Annotated in this window: 21 protein-coding genes; 12 read left to right on the forward strand and 9 right to left on the reverse strand. The window is 69.9% G+C overall.

Translation table 11 applies throughout. The annotated features are described in order from the left end of the window. Nucleotide 1: 1 nt before the first annotated feature. From boxB to HNR02_RS12305, 3 genes are read left to right on the forward strand one after another with little or no spacing between them, the layout of a single operon-like run. Nucleotides 2–1,420 carry a benzoyl-CoA 2,3-epoxidase subunit BoxB gene (gene boxB / locus HNR02_RS12295; RefSeq protein ID WP_179773318.1) on the forward strand — a complete coding sequence of 473 codons (1,419 nt, stop codon included), beginning with the start codon at nt 2–4 and terminating at the stop codon, nt 1,418–1,420. A 19-nt stretch (nt 1,421–1,439) separates the two neighbouring features. Next, the gene (locus HNR02_RS12300) at nt 1,440–3,002 is read left to right on the forward strand and encodes a benzoate-CoA ligase family protein (protein ID WP_179773319.1); all 1,563 of its coding nucleotides are present in this window, start codon (nt 1,440–1,442) and stop codon (nt 3,000–3,002) included. Further along, nucleotides 2,999–3,856, forward strand: coding sequence for an amidohydrolase family protein (locus tag HNR02_RS12305; RefSeq protein WP_179773320.1), 858 nt, complete (start codon nt 2,999–3,001; stop codon nt 3,854–3,856). Before HNR02_RS12300 ends, HNR02_RS12305 begins: the two co-directional genes overlap by 4 nt. A gap of 341 nt (nt 3,857–4,197) precedes the next feature. Here HNR02_RS12305 and HNR02_RS12310 read toward each other — a convergent pair whose 3' ends face one another. The 4 genes from HNR02_RS12310 to HNR02_RS12325 all read right to left on the reverse strand — a co-directional run bounded on the left by HNR02_RS12310 (nt 4,198) and on the right by HNR02_RS12325 (nt 7,177). Continuing rightward, the gene (locus HNR02_RS12310) at nt 4,198–4,650 is read right to left on the reverse strand and encodes a MarR family winged helix-turn-helix transcriptional regulator (RefSeq protein WP_179773321.1); all 453 of its coding nucleotides are present in this window, start codon (nt 4,648–4,650) and stop codon (nt 4,198–4,200) included. A gap of 81 nt (nt 4,651–4,731) precedes the next feature. Further along, a complete protein-coding gene (locus HNR02_RS12315; RefSeq protein ID WP_179773322.1) occupies nt 4,732–5,472 on the reverse strand; it encodes an SDR family oxidoreductase in 741 nt (246 codons plus the stop codon). Further along, nucleotides 5,457–6,608: an NADH:flavin oxidoreductase gene (locus HNR02_RS12320; protein ID WP_179773323.1), complete on the reverse strand. Its 1,152-nt coding sequence runs from the start codon at nt 6,606–6,608 to the stop codon at nt 5,457–5,459. Before HNR02_RS12320 ends, HNR02_RS12315 begins: the two co-directional genes overlap by 16 nt. Continuing rightward, on the reverse strand, nt 6,605–7,177 hold the full coding sequence (locus HNR02_RS12325) for a TetR/AcrR family transcriptional regulator (RefSeq protein ID WP_179773324.1): 573 nt from the start codon (nt 7,175–7,177) through the stop codon (nt 6,605–6,607). The genes HNR02_RS12320 and HNR02_RS12325 overlap by 4 nt, the downstream gene beginning before the upstream one ends. A 62-nt stretch (nt 7,178–7,239) precedes the next feature. On the opposite strand from HNR02_RS12325, the gene HNR02_RS12330 reads away from it, so the two are divergent. From HNR02_RS12330 to HNR02_RS12365, 8 genes are all read left to right on the forward strand, one after another. After that, entirely contained in the window at nt 7,240–8,055 is an 816-nt protein-coding gene (locus HNR02_RS12330) for a class I SAM-dependent methyltransferase (protein WP_179773325.1), read from the forward strand. Nucleotides 8,056–8,098: 43 nt separating this feature from the next. Further along, nucleotides 8,099–8,446: a LapA family protein gene (locus tag HNR02_RS12335; RefSeq protein WP_179773326.1), complete on the forward strand. Its 348-nt coding sequence runs from the start codon at nt 8,099–8,101 to the stop codon at nt 8,444–8,446. 32 nt (nt 8,447–8,478) lie between these two features. Continuing rightward, on the forward strand, nt 8,479–9,255 hold the full coding sequence (locus HNR02_RS12340; protein ID WP_179773327.1) for an Abi-alpha family protein: 777 nt from the start codon (nt 8,479–8,481) through the stop codon (nt 9,253–9,255). 208 nt (nt 9,256–9,463) lie between these two features. Then, nucleotides 9,464–9,964 (forward strand): diaminobutyrate acetyltransferase, encoded by a 501-nt coding sequence (ectA, locus tag HNR02_RS12345; RefSeq protein ID WP_179773328.1) that lies wholly within the window; start codon nt 9,464–9,466, stop codon nt 9,962–9,964. Nucleotides 9,965–10,033: 69 nt separating this feature from the next. Continuing rightward, nucleotides 10,034–11,287: a diaminobutyrate--2-oxoglutarate transaminase gene (gene ectB, locus HNR02_RS12350; protein ID WP_179773329.1), complete on the forward strand. Its 1,254-nt coding sequence runs from the start codon at nt 10,034–10,036 to the stop codon at nt 11,285–11,287. 22 nt (nt 11,288–11,309) lie between these two features. Beyond that, entirely contained in the window at nt 11,310–11,717 is a 408-nt protein-coding gene (locus tag HNR02_RS12355) for an ectoine synthase (RefSeq protein WP_179773330.1), read from the forward strand. A gap of 67 nt (nt 11,718–11,784) precedes the next feature. After that, nucleotides 11,785–12,678 (forward strand): ectoine hydroxylase, encoded by an 894-nt coding sequence (gene thpD, locus HNR02_RS12360; RefSeq protein WP_376772925.1) that lies wholly within the window; start codon nt 11,785–11,787, stop codon nt 12,676–12,678. Nucleotides 12,679–12,922: 244 nt separating this feature from the next. After that, a complete protein-coding gene (locus HNR02_RS12365) occupies nt 12,923–15,706 on the forward strand; it encodes an AfsR/SARP family transcriptional regulator (RefSeq protein WP_179773332.1) in 2,784 nt (927 codons plus the stop codon). A gap of 601 nt (nt 15,707–16,307) precedes the next feature. Here the strand turns inward: HNR02_RS12365 and HNR02_RS12370 are convergent. From HNR02_RS12370 to HNR02_RS12380, 3 genes are read right to left on the reverse strand one after another with little or no spacing between them, the layout of a single operon-like run. Further along, the gene (locus HNR02_RS12370; RefSeq protein WP_179773333.1) at nt 16,308–17,192 is read right to left on the reverse strand and encodes a hypothetical protein; all 885 of its coding nucleotides are present in this window, start codon (nt 17,190–17,192) and stop codon (nt 16,308–16,310) included. Next, nucleotides 17,189–17,668 carry a DUF6932 family protein gene (locus tag HNR02_RS12375; protein WP_179773334.1) on the reverse strand — a complete coding sequence of 160 codons (480 nt, stop codon included), beginning with the start codon at nt 17,666–17,668 and terminating at the stop codon, nt 17,189–17,191. Before HNR02_RS12375 ends, HNR02_RS12370 begins: the two co-directional genes overlap by 4 nt. Before the next feature lie 31 nt (nt 17,669–17,699). Continuing rightward, nucleotides 17,700–18,530 carry an SGNH/GDSL hydrolase family protein gene (locus tag HNR02_RS12380; protein WP_179775876.1) on the reverse strand — a complete coding sequence of 277 codons (831 nt, stop codon included), beginning with the start codon at nt 18,528–18,530 and terminating at the stop codon, nt 17,700–17,702. 228 nt (nt 18,531–18,758) lie between these two features. Here HNR02_RS12380 and HNR02_RS12385 point away from each other — a divergent pair, with 228 nt between their 5' ends. After that, a complete protein-coding gene (locus HNR02_RS12385) occupies nt 18,759–19,412 on the forward strand; it encodes a DUF3159 domain-containing protein (RefSeq protein WP_179773335.1) in 654 nt (217 codons plus the stop codon). A 110-nt stretch (nt 19,413–19,522) separates the two neighbouring features. Here the strand turns inward: HNR02_RS12385 and HNR02_RS12390 are convergent, their stop codons facing one another. After that, nucleotides 19,523–20,440 carry an N-acetylglucosamine kinase gene (locus HNR02_RS12390; protein WP_179773336.1) on the reverse strand — a complete coding sequence of 306 codons (918 nt, stop codon included), beginning with the start codon at nt 20,438–20,440 and terminating at the stop codon, nt 19,523–19,525. Continuing rightward, a complete protein-coding gene (locus HNR02_RS12395; RefSeq protein ID WP_179775877.1) occupies nt 20,437–21,444 on the reverse strand; it encodes an SIS domain-containing protein in 1,008 nt (335 codons plus the stop codon). The genes HNR02_RS12390 and HNR02_RS12395 overlap by 4 nt, the downstream gene beginning before the upstream one ends. Nucleotides 21,445–21,455 lie beyond the last annotated feature (11 nt).

Here is a 21,455-nt window from a genome sequence, read left to right on the forward strand (position 1 = left end):
GATGCCGACCAGGATCGACTACGACGCCAAGATCCCGAACAACGTGGAGCTGTCGGACAACCGCCGCCTGCAGCGGGCGCTGGAGGGCTGGCAGCCGAAGTTCATGAACTGGTGGGCCGAGATGGGCCCGACGCTGGAGACACAGGGCGTGTACCTGCGCACGGCGGTGTCCGTCGGTCGCGAGGGCTGGGCGCACTTCGGCCACGTCGTGCCGCACGACTACCGGTGGGGAATCTTTCTGTCCGAGCGCGATCCGGATCGCCGGATCGCGTTCGGTGAGCACCAGGGCGAACCCGCGTGGCAGCAGGTGCCCGGCGAGTACCGCGCCGACCTGCAACGGCTGATCGTCATCCAGGGCGACACCGAACCGGCTTCGGTGGAACAGCAGAAGCTGCTCGGCCTGACCGCACCCAGCCTGTACGACCTGCGCAACCTGTTCCAGGTCAACGTCGAGGAGGGCCGTCACCTGTGGGCGATGGTCTACCTGCTGCACGCCTACTTCGGCAAGGAGGGTCGCGAGGAGGCGGAGGGCCTGCTGTTCCGCAACTCCGGCAGCCCGGACACGCCGCGTATCCTCGGCGCGTTCAACGAGGAGACCGCCGACTGGCTCGCGTTCTACATGTTCACCTACTTCACCGACCGCGACGGCAAGTACCAGCTGGGCACGCTCAAGGAGTCGGCGTTCGATCCGCTGTCGCGCACCTGCGAGTTCATGCTCAAGGAGGAGGCGCACCACATGTTCGTCGGCACCACCGGTGTCGACCGGGTGGTGACACGCAGTGCCGAGCTGATCCGCGAGCACGACACGATGGACATCGCCGCGCACGGCGGCATCCCGCTCGACCTGATCCAGCGCTACCTCAACTTCCACTACACCGTCTCGCTCGACCTGTTCGGCAGCGAAACGTCCACGAACGCGGCCAACTACTACACCTCGGGCCTCAAGGGCCGCTGGATGGAGACCCGTCGCAAGGACGACCACCAGCTCACCGAGGACGCCGCGATGCTCGACAAGCCGCAGCCGGACGGGACGTGGGCGAGCGAGGAGATGCAGCGGATCCTGCTGCTCAACCTCGACCTGCGCGGCGAGTACATCGCGGACTGCGAGTCCGGGGCCAAGCGGTGGAACAAGATCCTCACCGAAGCGGGTATCGACTTCTCCTTCCGGCTGCCGCACCCTGGTTTCAACCGGAAAGTGGGCATAAACTCCGGCCACCACATCACGCCGGACGGGACGATCGTGGACGCAGCGACCTGGGAACGCGGCCGGAAGCACTGGCTGCCGAGCGACGAGGACCTGGCGTTCGTGCGGTCGCTCATGCACCCCGTGTACGAACGGGGCAAGATCGCGAGCTGGGTCGCCCCGCCGCGCCAGGGCATCAACGGCAAGCCGTCCGACTACGAGTACGTGTACCTGTAACCGGCGAAGGGCGGGCGCGATGACCGAGTTCAACGCTGCGGACTACCTGGTCGATCGGCACGTCCGGGACGGTGACGGCGACCGCACGGCGGTCGTCGCGGTCTCACGCACGCTCACCTACGCCGAGCTCTCCGACGCGATGCACCGCGTCGCGGGCGGCTTCGCGGACATCGGCGTGCGTCCCGAGGAACGGGTCATGCTGTGCATGGTCGACGGGGTGGAGATGCTGACCGGCATCCTGGGCGCGATGTGTGCCGGCGCGGTGCCGGTGCCCGTGTCGACGATGCTGACCGGCCCGGAGCTGGGCCGGGTACTGGCGGACTCACGGGCGCGGGTGCTGTGCGTATCGGACGAGTTCACGGCCGCCGCGATGGAGGCGGTCGAGCTGGCGCCGGAGGTGACCGACGTCGTGCTGGACCGCGCCGACCCGGTCCACTTCGGACGAACGGTGACGCACGACTGGGGCAAGATCGCCACCGCGGAGCCGCGGGAAGTGTCGGGGACCTGGGAAGATTCGCCCGCGTTGTGGCTGTACACGTCCGGCACGACGGGACAGCCGAAGGGTGCGATGCACCGGCACGCGAGCATCCGGGCGGTGTGCGAGACCTACGGGCGTCAGGTGCTCGGGATCCGGCCGGAGGACCGGTGTTTTTCGGTCGCCAAGCTGTTCTTCGCCTACGGGATCGGCAACTCCGCGTTCTTCCCGTTGTCGGTGGGCGCGTCGACGGTGCTCGAACCGGGACGCCCGTCACCGCAACTGGTCGCCGAACGGGTGCGGGCGGAGCGGCCGACGTTGTTCTTCGGGGTGCCGACGTTCTACTCCGCGCTGCTGGCCTCGGACCTGCCCGCGGACACGTTTTCCTCGGTGCGGCAGGCGGTTTCGGCGGGCGAGCCGTTGCCCGCGGTGTTGTTCGAGCGGTTCCGCGACCGGTTCGGTGTCGAGATCCTGGACGGGATCGGGTCGACCGAGGCGCTGCACATCTTCCTGTCGAACCGGCCGGGCGAGGTGGCGCCCGGCACGACCGGGGTGGCGGTGCCGGGCTACGACGTGGAGATCCGCGACGCGCTGGGCGCGTTGATCGAGTCGACCGGTGAGCCGGGCGAGCTGTACGTGCGTGGCCCGTCGACGGCGTTCGGTTACTGGAGCCGGTACGAGACGTCGAAGCAGGTGTTCCAGGGCGAGTGGTTGCGGACGGGGGACAGTTACGTGCGCAACCCGGACGGCACCTACACGTGTCTTGGTAGGTTCAACGACATGCTGAAGGCGGGCGGGATCTGGGTCTCGCCGTCGGAGGTCGAGCAGCGGTTGCTGCAGCACCCGGACGTGGCCGAGGTGGCGGTGGTGGCGGCGCCGGACGCCGACGGCATCGAAAAGCCGGTGGCGTGCGTGGTGCCCGCGGCCGGAAGAGTGGTGGACTCGGACGCGCTGATCGATTTCTGCCGCGCGGAACTCGCCGCGTTCAAACGCCCTCGTGCGGTGGTGGGTGTCGAGGAGCTGCCGAAGACGGCGACGGGCAAGATCCGCCGGAACGTGATCCGCGAGCTGGTCCGCGACTCGCTGCGGCCGGGGGCGCTCACGTGATCGACGGGTACCCGGTGGTCGATGCCCATGTCCACGCTCCTCGGTTGCCGACGCTGAAACCGGCGTGGCTGGAGTGGGCCGAACGCTTCTCGGGCCCGCACGACTGGCGTTCGGCCTATGACACGGAGGGGACTGTCGTACCCTCGCGACTGGACGCTCTGTTGGAGTCCGAGGGCGTCGACCGGGCCCTGTTGTTCTGCGAGTACAGCCCCCGTGCGACCGGCATCCAGCCGATCGAGGACAACCTGCCCCTGGTGGCGGGAAACCCGGAACGCTTCCGACTGGTGGCGAACGTCAATCCTTGTCTGCACCACCCGGTGGCGGCCGAGGTCGAACGTCAGCTTGACCTGGGCGCGGTCGCCCTGAAGATCCACCCCGTGCACGGTGCGTTCTCCCCGGCGGACAAGGAGCTGTACACGGCGTACCAGGTCTGCGCCGAACGCGGGGTCCCGGTGATCATCCACTCGGGCACGAGCAGCTTCCCCGGCGCCCGTGCGAGCTTCGGCAACCCGGAACTGATGTCCGACGTCGTCGAGGACTTCCCGAGCGTGCAGTTCGTGTTCGCCCACGGCGGCCGCGGCTGGTGGTACGACGTGGCAGCATTCCTGGCTCTGGCACGCGACAACGTGTGGCTCGACCTGTCCGGACTGCCACCGAAGAAGCTGCCGGAGTACTACGCCCGGTTCGACTTCGTACGCCTGGCGTCCCGCTTCATCTTCGGCACGGACTGGCCCGGTGTCCCCGGCGCAGGCCGGAATGTTCGCGCGCTGATCGACCTGCAGCTACCGGACGAAGTGCTGCGAGACGTGCTGTCGGGCAACGCCGCGAAGGTCTATCCAGGGCTGAACATCTGAGACCGCCACCCGGCAACGCAAGCCGCCCCTCATCCCCAGCCTGCTTCGCCAGCGCTCCGGGCGGATCGCGGACCAGGCGGACGAGCTTCTGCGCGAGGGCTTCGGCCGGTAGTGATCATCTGCGACACTGGGAGCGGGCCGCTTCGGCGCAGGCAACTTATGCGCAGCCGTGAGTAGTTCTCCCCTTCACCTCCCGTATCGACGAGTTGGCGGGGCAGGTCATGTGGGCCTGCGAGGGGTTCGTGCTTCTCCGGATCGGCGAGCCCGAAGAGCGGGAACACCACAACCGGCTCCACGCCGAACTCGCCATCACCCCGTGTTCGCCCCGATGGGCTGCGGGTTCAGCTGGTGCCGTTGACCTCGCGCAACGTGCGCATCGCGTCGGCCAGTGCCGCCGACGCTTCCGGGCCCAGGGGTTCCATCACCCGGCGTCGCAGGATTTCCGCGCACGCCTGCCGCGCCTTTTCCGCCACCTCGCGGCCGTGCTCGGTCAGGCACGCGAACGTCACCCGTCGGTCGTCCGGGCTCGGCTTCCGCGTGATCAGCCCCGCCGCCACCAGCCGGTCGGCGACCTTCGTGAATCCGCCGCTCGACAACGCCGCCTCGGTGGCCAGACGGGTCATCGGCATGCGGTGGCCGGGCGTGCGCACCAAGCGCAACAGGATGTCGAACGGCGCCGGCGCGAGCCCGAACCGTTCGGCGATCTCGCCCATGAGTCGATCCTGCGTCGCGAGGTACCCCTCGATCACGAGGCCCCACCAGGTCACGATCTCGTCATCGCCGGGAGTGGTCACAACCCGATTATACCGCCAGTAACTCTTCCTGGATTATTTCTTGCTGACGAGAGGTCATCTCGGTGCCCGGCGGCAACCTGCTCAGAACTCGGTGGGCCGCAGCAACGCGTCAGAACCACCGTCGATCAGGAACTGCGCGCCGTGGATGTAGCCCGCGTCCGGGCCGAGCAGGTAGCGGATCAGCGAGGCGATCTCGTCCGGTCGGCCGTGCCGTGAGATCGGCGCCCGGTAGTTGCGGATCGCATCGCCGAACCGGGAGCCCAGGCCCGCCTGCAGCAGCGGGGTGTCGACCGCGCCGGGCGCCACCGTGTTCAGCCGGACACCCGCCGCGCCCCACTGCGAAACCCGCTGCCGCACCGCGACGGTCAGCGCGTTCTTCGACCACGAGTATGCCAGGTGCCCCGCGTACTGACCTGCCTCCGCGAGCGCGGCCGCCTCCTCGCCGCGGGAGATCGGGTTCTCCGCCCACTTCGTCATCGTCGACGCGGACGACGACACAGCCACCGCCGCCCCGCGCAGCGCGGGAAACAACCCGTCCAGTACCGCGATCGCTCCGCGGTAGTTCACCTCGACGATCATCATCGGATCCGGCACGTGCGGCCCGACCCCGGCGCACACCACCAGCCCGTCCAGCTCGCCCGACCGCTCCAGTACCCCGGAAACCGCCGCCTTCCGTCCATCCACGGCAGACAGGTCGGCGCACACCTCCGCGTCCCGCAGGTCGACGCCGATCACCTCGTGTCCGATCGCACGCAACGAAGAAGCCACGGCGGCGCCGATGCCCGAAGCGGAACCCGTCACCGCGATCACGTCAGCACACATCGCGTCCCCCGGTAGATCGTCGGCATACACTTGTTGCAGTGCACGCACAACGAGCGTGCACCGTCGCGCAACCGTCGTGGCAGGTCGGGTTCCCGCAACAGCGCCCGCGCCATCGCGACGAACGCGAAACCCTCCGCCATCGCCTGATCCATCGTCTCCCGCCGCGTGATGCCACCCAGCAGGATCAGCGGCAGGTCCACCGCCGCCCGGAACTGCCGGGCCCGGTCGAGCAGGTATGCCTCCTGGAACGGGTAGCTCTTCAGAAACGCCGCGCCCGCCGCGCGAATCCCGAGGCGCACCGGCTGCGGGAACGCGGCGGCGAACTCCCGCAGCGGCGCGTCGCCGGTGAACAGGTACATCGGGTTCAACAATGAACTCCCGGCGGTCAGCTCCAGCGCGTCGACGGTCCCGTCGGCCTCCAGCCACCGTGTGACCTGCACGCTTTCGTCGAGCCAGAACCCGCCCGGAACACCGTCGTCCATGTTGAGCTTCGCCGTCACGGCGATCCGGTCGCCCACCGCGTCCCGGACCGCCCGCGCGATGTCCAGAGCCAGCCGGGCGCGGTTCTCCAGCGACCCGCCGTAGGAATCCTTGCGCCGGTTCAGCTTCGGGCTCAGGAACGAACTGACCAGGTAATTGTGTCCGAAGTGGATCTCCACTGCGTCGAACCCGGACTCGATCGCCAGTCGCGCGGCCGTGGCGTGTGCCCGCACGAGGCGGTCCAGATCGTCCACAGTGGCCGCTCGCGTCATCCGCATCCCGAGCGGGTTGGGAAACCGTCCCGGCGCCAGCGCGGGCATCCGGTTGGACGCCGCGTTCGCGACCGGCCCCGCGTGCCCGATCTGCGCGCTCACCGCGGCACCTTCGGCGTGCACGGCGTCGGTCAGGCGGCGCAGCCCGGGCACCGCCTCGTCCCGCATCCAGATCTGGTGCCGGTCGGTGCGGCCCTCCGGGGACACCGCGCAGTACGCCACCGTCGTCATCCCCACGCCACCACGGGCGGGCCGCCGGTGGAACTCGATGAGCCGGTCGGTGACCAGCGCGTGCGGGGTGGCGCCCTCGAACGTCGCGGCCTTGATGATCCGGTTGCGCAGCTGGACCGGGCCCAGTCGCGCGGGCGCGAAGACGTCGGTCATGAGCCCGCCAATCCCGCGGCGACGAACGCGCGCACCGTCTCGACAGGCACCTCGCCCGGCGTGCCCTCGGCGAAGAACTGCAGCACCAGCCCGAACGCGAGCAGCCAGCGGTGCGCGGCGCCGGACTTCGACAGTTCCGGCCGCGCGTCCCGCAGCAGCTCGATCCACGGCCCCAGCCCGAACCACCGCGAAGTCCACGCCGGTTCCCGACGTGCCAGTACGAACCGCGCCAGCAGCCGTAACCGCAACTGCCCGACCGGGTCCGCCGCCAGCTCCGCGAGCGGGGTCACCACCACGTCGACCAGCTCGGGCACGGTCGGCACCCAGCCACCGCGCCGCCGCTGCGTGACCTCGTCCAGCCGCCGCTGCCATACCGGCGCGAGCCGGGCCTCCAGCAGCGCCGCGATCAACGCGTCCTTCGAACCGAAGTGGTAATGCACGGCCGCCGGGTTCATGCCTGCCGCGCTGTTGATCGCGCGCACGGAGACCGCGTCGTAGCCGTTTTCCAGGAGCAGCCGCTCGGCGACGGTCAGCAGTCGCTCGCGGGTGGTGGCATCGGTGCTCGGCACCCCTCCAGCAGACCACATTCCCATCACCGAATCAATCACTGATTGAAAGGCATGATGGGCGCATGGCAGACGCGTTGAGCCGGTGGGCCGGGCAGCTGGCGGCCTGGGCGATCCCGGACCACATCCTCGAAGCCGCTCCCGAATCGCCCTGGGTGCTCCCGCAGCGCGTGTTCACCCGCCGTGTCGACCGGCAGCTCACCGCACCCGCGACACCGACGCACGAGTCCGTGCTGAGCGGGTTGCCGGGCTCGGTGCTGGACGTCGGCGCGGGCGCCGGCGCCGCGAGCCTGCCGTGTGCGCAGGTGATCAGCCGGGTGACGGCGGTCGACACGAGCACCGGGCTGCTGGATGAGTTCTCCCGGCGTGCCCGGTCGCTGGGCCTGCCACACCGCGTCGTCGAGGGCCGATGGCCGGACGTCGACGTCGAACCGGCCGACGTTGTGGTCTGCGCCCACGTCCTCTACAACGCTCCCGATCTGGAGCGGTTCGTGACCGCGCTGACCGCGCACGCCCGGCGGCGGGTCGTCGTCGAGGTCGCCGAGGCGCACCCGCTGACCACGCTCAACCCGTTGTGGCGCCACTTCCACGGCATCGAGCGCCCGACCGGGCCGACGGCCGACGACGCCGCCGCCGCGTTGCGTGAGCTGGGCCTCGACCCCGAGGTGGTGCGCTGGCGCAAGGAAGCGAAGCCCGAGTACGCGCATTTCGACGAGCTGGTCGATGTCACCCGGCGCAGGCTGTGCCTTCCTCCGGAACGGGCCGACGACGTCGCCGACGCGCTCCGCGGACTGGGCGTGGACGAGGGGACACCACCCGATCTGGGGTCATCGGGTCGCGAAGTGGTCACGCTGAGCTGGAGCGTTAGCCGAAGCGAGTGACATGGGCGCGCGAAATCGGACTCCGCCGCGCACAATCACTCATATGACTCACGCGCAGGGGGACGAGCCGGTCACCGGCACCCCACCCCAGCAGCCCGTGACCGAGCCGACCGCCCCGACCCGGCCGGTCAAGATCAACCGCACCCGGGTCAGTGGCACCTGGATCGCGGTCATCGTCGCGCTGATCGTCCTGATCTTCCTGCTCATCTTCATCCTGCAGAACCTGGAGTCGACGACGATCCACTTCCTCGGGATGGAAGGCAGCATGCCGCTCGCCGTGACCATGCTGTTCTCCGCCATCGGCGGCGCGCTCCTGGTGGCGCTGGTCGGCGGCGCGCGCATCGTCCAGCTGCGCAAGGCGACCCGGAAGGCGAACAAGGCGTTGCGCTGACCCGGCCGTACCATTCCCCCGGGAACGGGGTGATGTGGTTGACCAGCGAGAACCTGCCGGATTCGCCGGACGGCGGCGACGAGAACCTGCTGCGCCGCGCCGGGCGGCTCGCCGGGTGGGCGGCGCGCACCGGCTTCACGATCGGGCGCAGGCTCCCGCTGCCCGGCATCGAACTGGCTGGTGAGGGCCTCCGGCAGGTCGAACGGCAGGTTCTGACCGGGCTGCGCCGGCGCCTCGACGAGGTCGACGACCCCTACGTCGTCGCGCTCAGCGCCGCGGGCGCCGAGCACACCCCCAACGGTGACGGTGGGCTGGTCCCGGCGCGTGAGCCGTTGCGCGCGGCGATGAAGGAACTGCTCGACCGGTCCGTCGGGTTCGGCCGCGACCAGGCCCGCGAGTACCTCTACGCGACCGTGCTGCGGCAGCTCACCCCGGACGAGGCCCGCATCGTGGCCATCCTCGCCACCGGCACCGCCTATCCTGTGATCGACGTCATGGAGCGGGCTTTCCGGGGTAGCCGGACCGTCCTGCGTAATGCGTCGACGGTCGGCAAGGCGGCCGGCGTGACCCTGGCCGACGAGGTGCCCGGCTACCTGACCCGCCTGGCCGGGTTGGGGCTGGTCGAGCTGGACGGGGAGACCCCCGAGCTGGAATCGCAGTACGAGATCCTGGCGACCGAGGACCTGGTCTCCACGGCCGTGAAATCGGCTCGCCGCGCACGGCTGGTCCGGCGGACGGTCCGGCTGTCGCGATTCGGCGTGCGCTTCTGGGCCGCTTGCGATCCCGGCGAGTGGACTCGCATCCTGTGAGGGCTGCCACTACCGTGTAACGCACAGCGCCCGAAGCGCGCTGTTACGTGATAGGACCCGTCATGGCGGGCCCATACCACACGTGGGCTCGTGAACGCCAGGGATCTGTTGCCATTATCACGTGTGTTTCCGGGTTGTTGCAGGTAGTTAGCCTGTACGCGAAGCGCTGCGCTGAACGACCTAATCATCTCTGTTAGGTTGTTTTGACATGTCCGGAAAGCACTTGATCGAAAATCCGACCAAGGCCGACGGGGCGTCGCTTTGGCGAATCGCTCGCGATTCGCAGAAGCTCGATCTCAACTCGCCTTATGCCTATCTGTTGTGGTGCCGCGATTTCGCCGACACCTCGGTGGTGGCGCGGGTGGACGGCAATGCGGTCGGTTTCGTGATCGCCTACCGCCGTCCGTCGGCGCCGGACACCGCGCTCGTCTGGCAGGTCGCCGTCGACGCGTCGCAACGAGGGCAAGGGCTGGCCGGTGCCCTGCTCGACAACCTGTTCACGCGGCTGGTGGCCGGTGGCGTGCGCCACCTGGAGACCACCATCACGCCCGACAACAAAGCGTCGATCCGCCTGTTCACCTCCTTTGCGGAGCGGTGGCGGGCACAGCTGGAGAGCACCGAGCTGTTCGGCTCCGCGGACTTCCCGGACGACGGCACGCAGCACGAGCGGGAAGATCTTTACCGAATCGGCCCGCTGCATCCGAGATAACGCCGGAATTGGGCGAGGACGCCCGTGCGAATAGCTGTCGGCAAGCACAAGTGAGGGGAAAAACCCAAAGTGAGCATCTTCGAAAAGCTCGAATCCGAAGTGCGCAGCTACAGCCGGGGATGGCCGGTCGTGTTCGACCGCGCGCAGGGCAGCCACCTCTACGGCGAGGACGGACGCCCGTACCTCGACTTCTTCGCCGGCGCCGGAGCGCTGAACTACGGGCACAACAACCCCGTTCTGAAGAAGGCGCTGATCGACTACATCGAGCGCGACGGCGTCACGCACGCGCTCGACATGTTCACCGTCGCCAAGCGTGACCTGCTGGAGACCCTCGACGCGAAGATCCTCCAGCCGCGTGAGCTGGAGTACAAGGTCATCTTCCCCGGTCCCGGCGGCGCCAACGCCGTCGAAGCGGCCCTGAAACTGGCCCGCAAGGTCACCGGCCGCGAGTCGGTCATCAACTTCACCAACGCCTTCCACGGCATGACCATCGGCGCGCTGTCGGTCACCGGTAACTCGATGAAGCGCCACGGCGCCGGTATCCCGCTGGTCCACGCCACGCCGATGCCCTACGACCAGTACTTCGACGGCGTGTACCCGGACTTCCTGTACTTCGAGCGGCTGCTCGAGGACTCCGGAAGTGGCCTCAACGAGCCCGCCGCGGTCATCGTCGAGACCGTGCAGGGCGAGGGCGGCATCAACGCGGCCGGTCTCGAATGGCTGCGCGGCCTGTCCGACCTGTGCAAGCGGCACAACATCCTGCTGATCGTCGACGACGTCCAGATGGGCTGCGGCCGCACCGGCCCGTTCTTCAGCTTCGAGGAAGCCGGTATCAAGCCGGACATGGTGTGCCTGTCCAAGTCGCTGTCCGGCTACGGCATCCCGATGGCGCTCACGCTCATCCGCCCCGACCTGGACGTGTGGGAGCCGGGCGAGCACAACGGCACCTTCCGCGGCATCAGCCCCGCGTTCGTCACCGCCGCCGAGGCGATGCGCACGTTCTGGAGCGATGACGAGCTGGAGAAGTCGGTCCGTGCGAAGGGCGAGCGCATCGGCGCCGCGCTGCAGGGCCTGGCCGACGCCTACCCGGACGCGCAGCTGACCGCCAAGGGCCGCGGCCTGGCCCGTGGTTTGGAGTTCCAGAGCGGGGAACTCGCCGGCAAGGTCTGCGCGGCCGCGTTCGAACGCGGTCTGCTCATGGAGACCTCCGGGCCGGACAGCGAGGTGATGAAGCTGCTGCCGCCGCTGACGCTCAGCGACGCCGAGGTCGGCGAGGGGCTGGAGATCATCGACGCCTCCGTGAAGGCCGTGCTCGGAAAGTAGAAGAACGAGAAGGGGAGAAGTTTTGATCGTCCGCACCCTCGACGAGATCACCGACACCGAATCCGACATCAAGACGCCGAACTGGCGCTCGAAGCGGATCATCCTGGCCAAGGAAGGTGTCGGGTTCTCGGTCCACGAGACCACGCTGTACGCGGGGACCGTCAACGACTTCTGGTACGCCAACCACATCGAGGCGGTCTTCGTCTTCGAGGGCGAAGGCGAGATCGAGAACAAGGCGACCGGTGAGGTCCACCAGCTCAAGCCCGGTTCGCTGTACCTGCTGAACGACCACGACAAGCACCAGGTCCGCCCGAAGACAGACATGCGGACGGTATGTGTGTTCAACCCGCCCGTCACCGGCCGGGAGGTGCACGACGAAAACGGCGTGTACCCCCTCGTGGTCGAGGACGACGCGGAGAAGACTGCCTGACCCACCACGAACGAGGCCCCTACCGAAAGGCAAAACGCATACAAGGAGGCGAACCGTTTTGACGATCATGGAAACCGGTGTCGAGGACAGTTACCCGACCAGGGTCACTGCGAACACCGAACCCTTCGACCGTCCGGATCCCACCGTCTGGGGCGGTGAGAACGACGGTCCCGGCGACGCGGCCACACTGGCGTCGCACGACGCGAAGGGTTACCACATCGTCGAGGGCCTGCTGTCGCCCGCGGAAGTGCAGGGCTACTGGCAGGAGCTCGTCCGGCTGTCCAGCGACGAAGAGCTGAAGGCCGACGAGCGGGTCATCACCGAGAAGGCGACCGGGAGCGTCCGGTCGATCTTCGAGGTGCACAAGATCAGCGAGCTGATCGCCGAACTCGTGCGCGACCCCCGCGTCCTCGACCGTGCCCGGCAGATCCTCGGTTCCGAGGTGTACGTCCACCAGAGCCGGGTGAACTACATGCCGGGGTTCAAGGGCACCGGATTCTACTGGCACTCCGACTTCGAGACCTGGCACGCCGAGGACGGCATGCCCAAGCCTCGGGCGGTGAGCTGCTCGATCGCGCTGACCGACAACTACCCCTTCAACGGCGGCCTGATGGTCATGCCGGGTTCGCAGCGGACTTTCGTGCCCTGCGTCGGTGAGACCCCGGACGACTACTACAAGTCGTCGCTGAAGGAGCAGGAGATCGGGGTCCCCAGCGAGAACGACATCACCAAGCTCGCCGCGGAGTACGGGATCGACCAGTTCACCGGGCCGGCAGGCTCGGCACTGTGGTTCGACTCCAACATCATGCACGGGTCCGGCAACAACATCACGCCGTACCCGCGATCGAACATCTTCCTGGTGTTCAACAGCGTGGACAACGCGCTCGTCGAGCCGTTCGCCGCGGCGAAGCCCCGTCCGACCTTCATCGGCAGCCGGGACTTCACGCCTGTGACGCGGTAGACACCGGGAGAAGTGCGGGTCGGGTGTAGCCGGTTCATCGCGCTTTGTTACAGTGCCGCCACCGCGAACGGCGGCAGCATGGGTCTTCCTTGCTCGGGGTGAATCCCGTGTGACGTCGGTAGCGAAGACGTGGCGCACCCGGCCCCGTCACTTTGTTTCACCGAGTGCGGCCCCGCACCATCAGATCGGGACTGATGGTGCGGGGCCGTACTCGTTCCATGGCGCGGCGCTCGGGGAGGGGCGTGTGCTCGAGGAACCACGCATCCAGCTGCTGGGACCGGTACAGCTGTTCGCCGGTGACCGGACGGCGCCGATCGGCGGGCCCGGCGTCCGCGGGCTGCTCGCGCTGCTGGCGCTGAGCCCGAACCGGATCATCGCTCTCGACGAGCTGATCGACGTGCTGTGGAACCACGACCCGCCGCCGACGGCGCGGACGATCGTGCACGGCAACGTCTCGCAGCTGCGCCGGATCCTGCGGTCGTTCGACCCGGCGCGGATCAGGATCGACACCGCGGCGCCCGGCTACCGGCTGGTGGTCGACCCGGCGCGGGTGGATGCCCACCACGCCCGCGCGTTGTTCGAGCGGGCCAGGACGGCGCCACCCGCCGAGCGCGCCGATCTGCTGGCGCGCGCGTGTTCGCTGTGGCAGGGGCCGGAACTGGGTGGCGTGCCGGAGACGGTGCGGGCGCCCGAGCTCGCCGACCTGCGGATCGCGGTGCACGGCGCGCGGGTCGACGCCGACCTCGCGCTCGGCAGGCACGCCGATCTCATCGCCGAGCTGACCCGGATCGTGCACGAAGATCCCCGGCGTGAACGCACGACTGGTCAGTTGATGCGCGCCCTCTACTACTCCGGACGGCGCGCCGACGCCCTGGAGGTGTACCGGTCCGCGGCGCGGTTCGCGTCGGATCGGCTCGGTCTCGATCCCGGCCCGGAGCTGCGGGCGCTGCACGAACGCGTGCTCAACGACGACCTCGCGCCGGCCGCGGTGCCGGTCGACGTGACCAGGGTGGTTCCGCGGCAGCTGCCGCCCGCGGTGCCGTCGTTGTCCGGGCGATCGGCGGATCTGGCGTGGCTGGAGAGCCTCGGCGCGGGCGCTGCGGGCGCGGGCACGGATGCGGGCGCGGGTGCCGCGCGCGTGGCCGCGGGTGCCGCTGTCGCGGTGATCACCGGGCCGCCGGGGATCGGCAAGAGCGCGCTCGCCGTGTCGTGGGCGCACGGGGCTGTCGAGCGGTTCCCGGACGGGGCGCTGTTCGCCACGTTGCGCGGGTTCGACTCGCCCGTGCCGGTGGCGGAGGTGCTGGCGCAGTTCCTGCTCGGGCTCGGGGTGGCGCCCGCCGACCTGCCGGAGTCCGAACGGGAACGGCTCGCGCTGTACCGGTCGCTGATCGGCGGGCGCCGGATACTGGTCGTGCTGGACGACGCCCGGTCGGCCGAGCAGGTGCGGCCGTTGCTGCCGCCCGGGCCGGGGTCGGTGACCGTGGTGACGAGCCGGGCGCGGCTGGATGGGCTGGCGGTTTCACACGGGGCACGGGTCCGGCGGCTGGAGCCGCTGGCCCGGCCGGACTCGGTGCGGTTGATCGCGGACGTGGCGGGTCGTGGCGCGGCCGAACACCACGAGCAGCTGGCGCGGTTGTGCGGAGATCTGCCGCTCGCGCTGCGGATCGCCGGGGCGCGGCTCGCGGCGGGTCCGGCGTGGACGGTGACGGAGTTCGTGGCCGAGCTGGAGGGGGAGCGGACGCGGCTCGCGGCGCTGGACGTGGACGACGCCGGGGTGCGAGCGGCGCTGGACGTGTCGTACCGCGGGCTGCCGTCCGACGTGGCTTCGATGTTCCGGGTGCTGGGGGCCTTTCCCGGGCCCACGGTTGGTCCGTTCGTGGCGGCGGCGTTGTGCGGGGTGCCCGTGGCGGAGGCGCGGCGGCGGCTGCGCGTGCTGGCGGCGCACAACCTGCTGGCCGAAAGCGGCCCGGAGGTGTTCACGCGGCACGATCTGGTGCGGCTGTACCAGCGTGAGCTGGCTGGCGGGCTCCCGGTGCCGGGCAGGGCGATGACGTACTACCAGGCGGCGGCCGACCAGGCGCGACGCCGTTTGCTGCGGATCGTCGACCCGGTGGACTTCTCGGGCGCGCCGGTCGAGTTGCCGCCGCCGGGCGGGTTCGACGAGGCACTGGCGTGGTTCGCGGCTGAGTGGCTGAACCTCTTGGCCGTGGTGGAGGCCGCGCACGAGTCGGGCCACTGGGACGACGTGTGGCGGCTCGCGCGGGTGGCCCACACGTACCGGGTGGTGCGTCCACTGTGGGACGAGTGGCGGCGGTTGGTGTCGCTGGGCATGGCGGCGGCGGAGGCATCGGGTGATCCCGAGGCGCGGTTCTGGATGCTGATCTCGCGCTGTGCCATGTCGTTGACGTTCGACTTGGGAGGGGAGAGCCTGGCGGACGCGTCGGCCGCGGTGGCGGTCGCCGCGGACTCCCGCCGGGAGGTGATCGCGAAGATCCACCTGGGTTGTGCGCTGGACTGCTGCGGCAGGCACGAGGAGGCGATCTCGTGCCTGGTCGAGGCGGTGGAGGCGGCGTCGATGACCGGTGAGGACGAACTGCGGGGCCAGGCGCTGGCGAACTGCGCCGAAGCGTTGAAGGCGGCGGGGCGCTACGCCGAGGCGATCTCGCACCAGCTGGAGTCGTTGAAGATCGACAAGCGTCTCGGCGACGAGAGCTATGTCGTCGTGTCACTGAACAACCTCGCCGAGTCGTACTTCAGCCTCGGCGACGACGCGACGGCCGCCGACTACGCCTCGGAAGCGGTGGAGCTGGCCTCGCGGCGCGGTTTCCTGCTGCAGGAGGCCGTCGGACGCGCCTCGCTGGGCCGGATCATGCGCCGCCGCGGCGACGACGAGGGAGCGCGCCTGCAACTCGGCCTGGCGGTCGATCTGCACCGGCGGGTCAGCCCCCGGCCGGCGCCGGAGGTGGTGGCGGAGCTGGCCGCGCTCGGGGTGGAGTCGCCGGACGAACCCGGGTCGCCGGGCGCTTAGCGGATCCTTAGCGGTGGATCTTGTGCGCGGCGTAGGGTGCCGCTTGGCCGTCTGGCGCAGTGGGGGAGCGTCAGACGGCCGTCCCAGGTTGCGCTGCCCGGCCGATGGACAGCTCCACGCGTTGCGCTCCCACGTCCGATCTCCGCACAGCGATGAACGGTCCGTTCATCGCTGTGCGAGGTCGCCTCTTGCTCCGGTGGTGAGTGGTCCGTTCATCGCCGGTTGAAAGGTCCGTTCATCGCCGTGCCGGGGGCGCCTCTTGCTCCGGCGATGAATGGCCCGTTCATCGAGCGCTGAGTGGTCCGTTCATCGCGCGCTGAGTGGTCCGTTCGTCGCCGGTGTGCCACTCCACTCCTCGGTGGTGAGTGGTCCGTTCGTCGCGCCCTGAGTGGTCCCTTCATCGCCGGTTGAAAGGTCCGTTCAACCAAGCCATTCCGTGCCCCGCTCCAGTGGCACCTCAGCGAGATGTCCGTTCGTGCCGACCGGCCAGTCACACCAGCTGACCGGTCGGCCCGTCACACCAGCCAGCCGACCAGCCCGTCACCCCAGCCCGTCACACCAGCCGACGTGGCCACTTCGACAGACGGCGTGCACGAGTCCATCACTGGTCGAACAGGCTGACCTCGGGCGTGATCTCCAGCAGTTCGTGCACCGGGCGACCGCGGCGGCCGTCGATCGTCGTGGTGCGGACGACGCGCAGGCGGGCCGTCACGGGGCGGTCCAGGTTCTCCTTGATCTGGTCCAGCAGATCCGGCGCGACGGCCCCCTGGATCGTTCCCCCGGACTCGCGTTCCAGGTAGAAGATCCGGCGTCGGGTGCGCACACCGTCGAGGCGCCCGGTGACCGTCTCGTAGCCGATCTCCTCGCGGGACTCGCGCAGGCTGCTGTGCAGCACCTTCGCCTGGTCGGTCGTCATGCTGCGCGTCAGGTCCTCGCCGGCCGTCGGGGTCAGCGCCAGACCGATGCCGGTGTTCTTCACGACCGCGCTGACGATGTCGCTCACCGCGTTGCGCACCGTGTCCCGCTGCAGCAGCACGGCGTCCAGCGCGCCGTCGTCGGAGCCGTTCGCGGGCAGGAAATCGCACAATTCTTTCACCGCGCGCTCGGACAGCGTCTCGATCCCGTCGTGGATCAGGGCGTCGTCCGGCGCGGGCTCGGGGAAACCGAAGAAGATCGTGTTGCCGGCCTGCCCGCGCTGGATCAACGGCGCCTTGTCGCGATCCGCCTGCTGCACGTAGGTGATCTCGCCCTGCGGGTTGCGGATGATGTGCCCGACCTTCGCGGTCGCGTCCTGCAGCGCGCGGCTGATGTCGGAGAACGTGTACGCGTCCAGGTTCGTCGGCCCCATCACCGACACCCGCAGCAACGGCGACCTCGCCGTGCGCTCGAACTTCCAGTGCGCGGCCATCGCCGACGCCCGCGCCAGGTCGTCCAGCCACGTGCCACCCGGGATCTCGTCGGCGATCCGCCGGAAGTCCATCATCACCACACCACCTCGGGGAAGCCGCGACGGCCCCCGTACGACCAGGTGTCGGCCCACGTCTCCTCGTCGCCGGGGAAACACAGGAACCCGTCCAGCAGACCACCGACCGGTTGTACCTGATCGAGGTACATCGCAGGCTGCCCGACGATGACCCCGCGCAGGGTCAGCAACCCGTACAGCGAGTCACGCACCCGGCCCGTCATGCGCTTGAGCCCGCCCCAGTCGTCGGGAAGGAGCACGACGTCGAGGCCGCCGGGAATGTCCGGGGTGCGGGTGATGAACTGCCCGCCGACCCAGGCGCGGCCGCTCGGGATGGTCCGGGCGACCGCGCCGAGATAGCTGTTCAGAGCGCTGAACAGGATCTCGCGGGCGTTCTGGTGCGGCGCGTCGAAGACGAGACGTTCGTAGATGTCGGCCACGTCCGCCGGAAGCCGCCCGGGCGGAAGGACCCCGTCCGGGGTCCAGTGAGGCAGCGGCATGCCGGAAAACGTACCAATGGAGCAGCGTGACTCAGCTCGCCGGGGCGCGGTGCTCCGACCTCGCGCCCGCCCGGTCGTCCACCACCGGAGCGGGGGCCGCGACGAACGGCGTGAGCTGCGGCCGCTTCGGCGACAGACCGTCCCCCATGGACTCGCCCCGCAGGTGACGGCGGATCCACGGCAGCAGGTGCGTCCTGGTCCACGCCAGGTCCGACCGGCGCATCGCGATCCAGTCGGCGCGGGAGTCGGTGAGCGGCCACGGCTCGCGCCAGTCGTCGGCCGTCGGCACGCCCAGCACCTCGGCCGCGCGCAACGCGATCCGCCGGTGCCCCTCCGCCGTGAAGTGCAGCCTGTCGTCGCTCCACGCGCGTGGGTCGTGCAGCGGGTCCATCGCCCACAGGTCGACGATCTTCGCGCCGTGCCGGGCCGCGCTGGTCCACAGGTGCGCGTTGTAGATGCCGATCTTGCCGCGCAGCACGCTCATCACCGGCAGGTGCTTGGTGTCCGGTCCGTTGAACACGAGCACGTCGATGCCCGCCGCCCGCAGCTTGCCGATCACCTCGTCGAGCTGCGCCGCGATGTCGTCGACGTCGGAACCGGGCACGATCACGTCGTTGCCGCCCGCGCACAGGGTCACCAGGTCCGGCTTGATCTCGAGGGCGATCGGGACCTGCTCCTCGATGATCTCCGCGAGCATCTTGCCGCGCAGCGCGAGGTTGGCGTACTGGAAGCCAGGCCCGCCCTCGGCCAGGATCTCGGCGAGCCGGTCGGCCCACCCGCGGAAAGTCCCGTCCGGGTTCTCGTCGTTCAGACCTTCGGTGAAGCTGTCACCGAGAGCGACATAGCTGTCGTAACCCCGCACGCTGCCGTCCCCTTTCGCCAGCACCTGCTGATTTAGTTCGCCCCTCTAACAACTCAGCAGGATGCACCCGTAATCCCGACTTGCGCCACCGCCGCTTCAGCGGAAGGTCACAGTCTCTTACGTTGTCGGCCTTCTGAGCTTCTCCATTACCGCCCTTCCCCCGGTTCCCTGTGGCGAAGATCTCGATGGTAGCTGCCGGTTACGACAGTTTTGGGGCAGGCTGTAGGGGTGACCGAACAAGCTGTTCCCGAGCGGGAGTCCCTGGGCAGCATCCTGGGTGGTCGCAAGGGGGCCATCGACGCGAGCCTGCCGCCGCTGGCCTTCGTGGTCGGCTGGCTGGCCGCGGGCTCGTCGATCGCGTGGGGGTCGGTGGCGGCGATCGCCGTCGCCCTGGTCGTCGGGGTCGTCCGGCTGGTGCGCGGGGACAAGGCGCGGGCCGTCGTGGTCAGCCTCGCGGCGGTGATCGTGGCCGCGCTGATCGCGCTGCACACCGGGCGGGCCCAGGACTTCTTCCTCATCCAGGTGCTGTCGAACGTCGCGAGCGCGTTGCTGTGGGTGACGAGCGTGGTCGTGCGATGGCCGCTTCTGGGTGTCGTGGTCGGGGTGCTGCTCGGGCAGAAGACCCGCTGGCGCAGGGACCCCGAGCTGATGCGCGCCTACTCGCGGGCCAGCCTGGTCTGGTCGCTCCAGTACGTGCTGCGCGTGGTCGTCTACCTGCCGCTGTGGTGGGCGGGTGAACTCGTGGCGCTGGGCGTGGCGCGCACGGTGATGACGTGGCCGTTGCAGGCCGTGACGATCGCGGTCAGCGGCTGGGTGCTGTACCGGACGTTGCCGAAGGAGCACCCGGGCCTGCGCGTGGTGCAGGACTCCGGCCGCAAGTAGGAGCCCCCGGCGAGGGGGAGGTCCGGGGGCCGGGCCCAACATACGCCCGCACGCCCGGTTCACACTCGTGCCGCGGGCACGAAGAACGTCCGGGTTTTTGGTTCCGCCGGTCAGCCCGCCCGGCGGGCCGTGGCTTCGCCGAAGGCTTCGACCGCGGCGAGCCAGGCGGCGCCGTAGACGCCGTCGGAGCTGGTGCGGACGTCGAGTCCGGTCAGTTTCGCGCGCACCCGCTCGCCGATCCGGGTGTCCGGGCCGAGCACGCTGCCGACCAGCACGACCGGCGTTTCCTCGTCCGGCTCACGGGTCGCCAGTGCCGTGCGGACCAGCAGATCCGCGCCGCGTTCGACGATGTCCGTCGCGACCGGGTCCGTCACCGCGACCAGCGGTGCGAAGCGGGCCAGGCGGATCGGCGCCTCGGCGTTGGCGACCGTGATCAGCCGCCGCCACGCGTAGCGGCGGTCGGTGCCGTCGATACCGGCTTCGGCGAGCACAGCGGTGGCCAGCGGGCCGAGTTCCCCGTCGTGGCCGAGCGCGGCCAGCGTCGCGCGCACCGCCTCCCTGCCGAGCCAGAACCCCGAGCCCTCGTCGCCGAGCAGCCAGCCGTAACCGCCCTGCGTCGCCACCATGCGCCGCTTGCGGATCCGCCCCGCGATCGAGCCGGTGCCCGCGATCAGGACCGTCCCGTCCGGTGCGTCGGTCGCGGAGGCGAAGGCGACCTCCGCGTCGGTCAGGATCACGACCCGGTCCAGGCCGAGGTCCCGCCAGCCGCGCTCGAACAACGCCGCGAACGCCGGATCGGTGAGCTTCGACGTGCCCGCCATCCCGACGACGCAAGCGCTTGCCCGCTCCGGGAACGGGACAGCCGCGCGGATGGCCGCCGCCAGGTTCGCGACCGCTTCCTCCGGTGGGTGCGAGTTCGGGTTCGCGCCGCCGGCCCGGCCGGTGCCCAGGACGGCGCCGTCCACGCCGACGGCCAGCGCGCGCGTGGACGTGCCGCCCGCGTCGACGCCGAGGACGAACGCCGTCATCGCGTCCTGGTCACCTTGTTCAGGCCGCGCGGCCGGTCCGGGTCGAAGCCACGGGCCAGCGCCAGTCCCAACGCGATCCGCTGCACCGGCAGCACCTCCAGCACGGGGGCGAGTTCCTCGGCAACGGACGGTACCGGGACGCGGACGGCGGCCGGGACATCCCCGGCGGACGAGCCCAGCGCCAGCACGTCGGCACCGCGTTCGGCGACCGCGCTCAGCACGTCCCGCAACGCCGCACCGCCCTTGCCCGCGCCGGTGATCGCGAGTACGCCGGTCTCCTCGTCGACCGCGGCCACCGGACCGTGCAGCAGGTCCGCGCCGCTGTACGCGCGCGCGGCGAGGTAGCTGGTCTCGGCGAGCTTGAGCGCCGATTCGAGCGCGGTCGCGTAGGAGTAGCCGCGGCCGGTCGTGATGATCCGGTCGACGAAGCGGTACCGGTCGACCGCGCGCTGCACGTCGGTGTCGAGGGCCTGCTGGGCCAGTGGACCGATCTCGGCGGCCGCCGAGGAGCCACCGCCGCGGACGGCGTCGACCAGCAGGTACAGCGCGAGCAGCGTCGCCGAGTAGGTCTTCGTCGCGGCCACCGCGGTCTCGGTGCCCGCGCCGATGTCGACGGACAGTTCCGCGGCGCCAGCCAGCGGCGACGCGGGCGTGTTGGTCACCGCGACCGTGCGCGCGCCCTGCTTGCGCGCGGTCTCGGTGAACTCGAACAGGTCAGGGGAGCCGCCGCTCTGGCTGACCGACACCAGCAGCACGTCCCGCAGGTCGGGGCGGGCGCCGTAGAGGGTGACCGTGGACGGCGAGACGAGCCCCGCGGGCAGCCCGAGCAGCACCTCGATGAGGTACTTCGCGTACAGCGCCGCGTGATCGCTGGAGCCGCGCGCGGCGAGGAGGGCGAACCTCGGTGGTCGCCGGGCGATCGCGGCGGCCACCTCGGCGATCTCCGCGCGGCGGGCCACCAGTCCGCCGAGGACGGCGGGCTGCTCGGCGATTTCGGCGGCCATGTGCTGTCCGG

This window comes from Amycolatopsis endophytica, assembly GCF_013410405.1.
Classification (GTDB): domain Bacteria; phylum Actinomycetota; class Actinomycetes; order Mycobacteriales; family Pseudonocardiaceae; genus Amycolatopsis_E; species Amycolatopsis_E endophytica.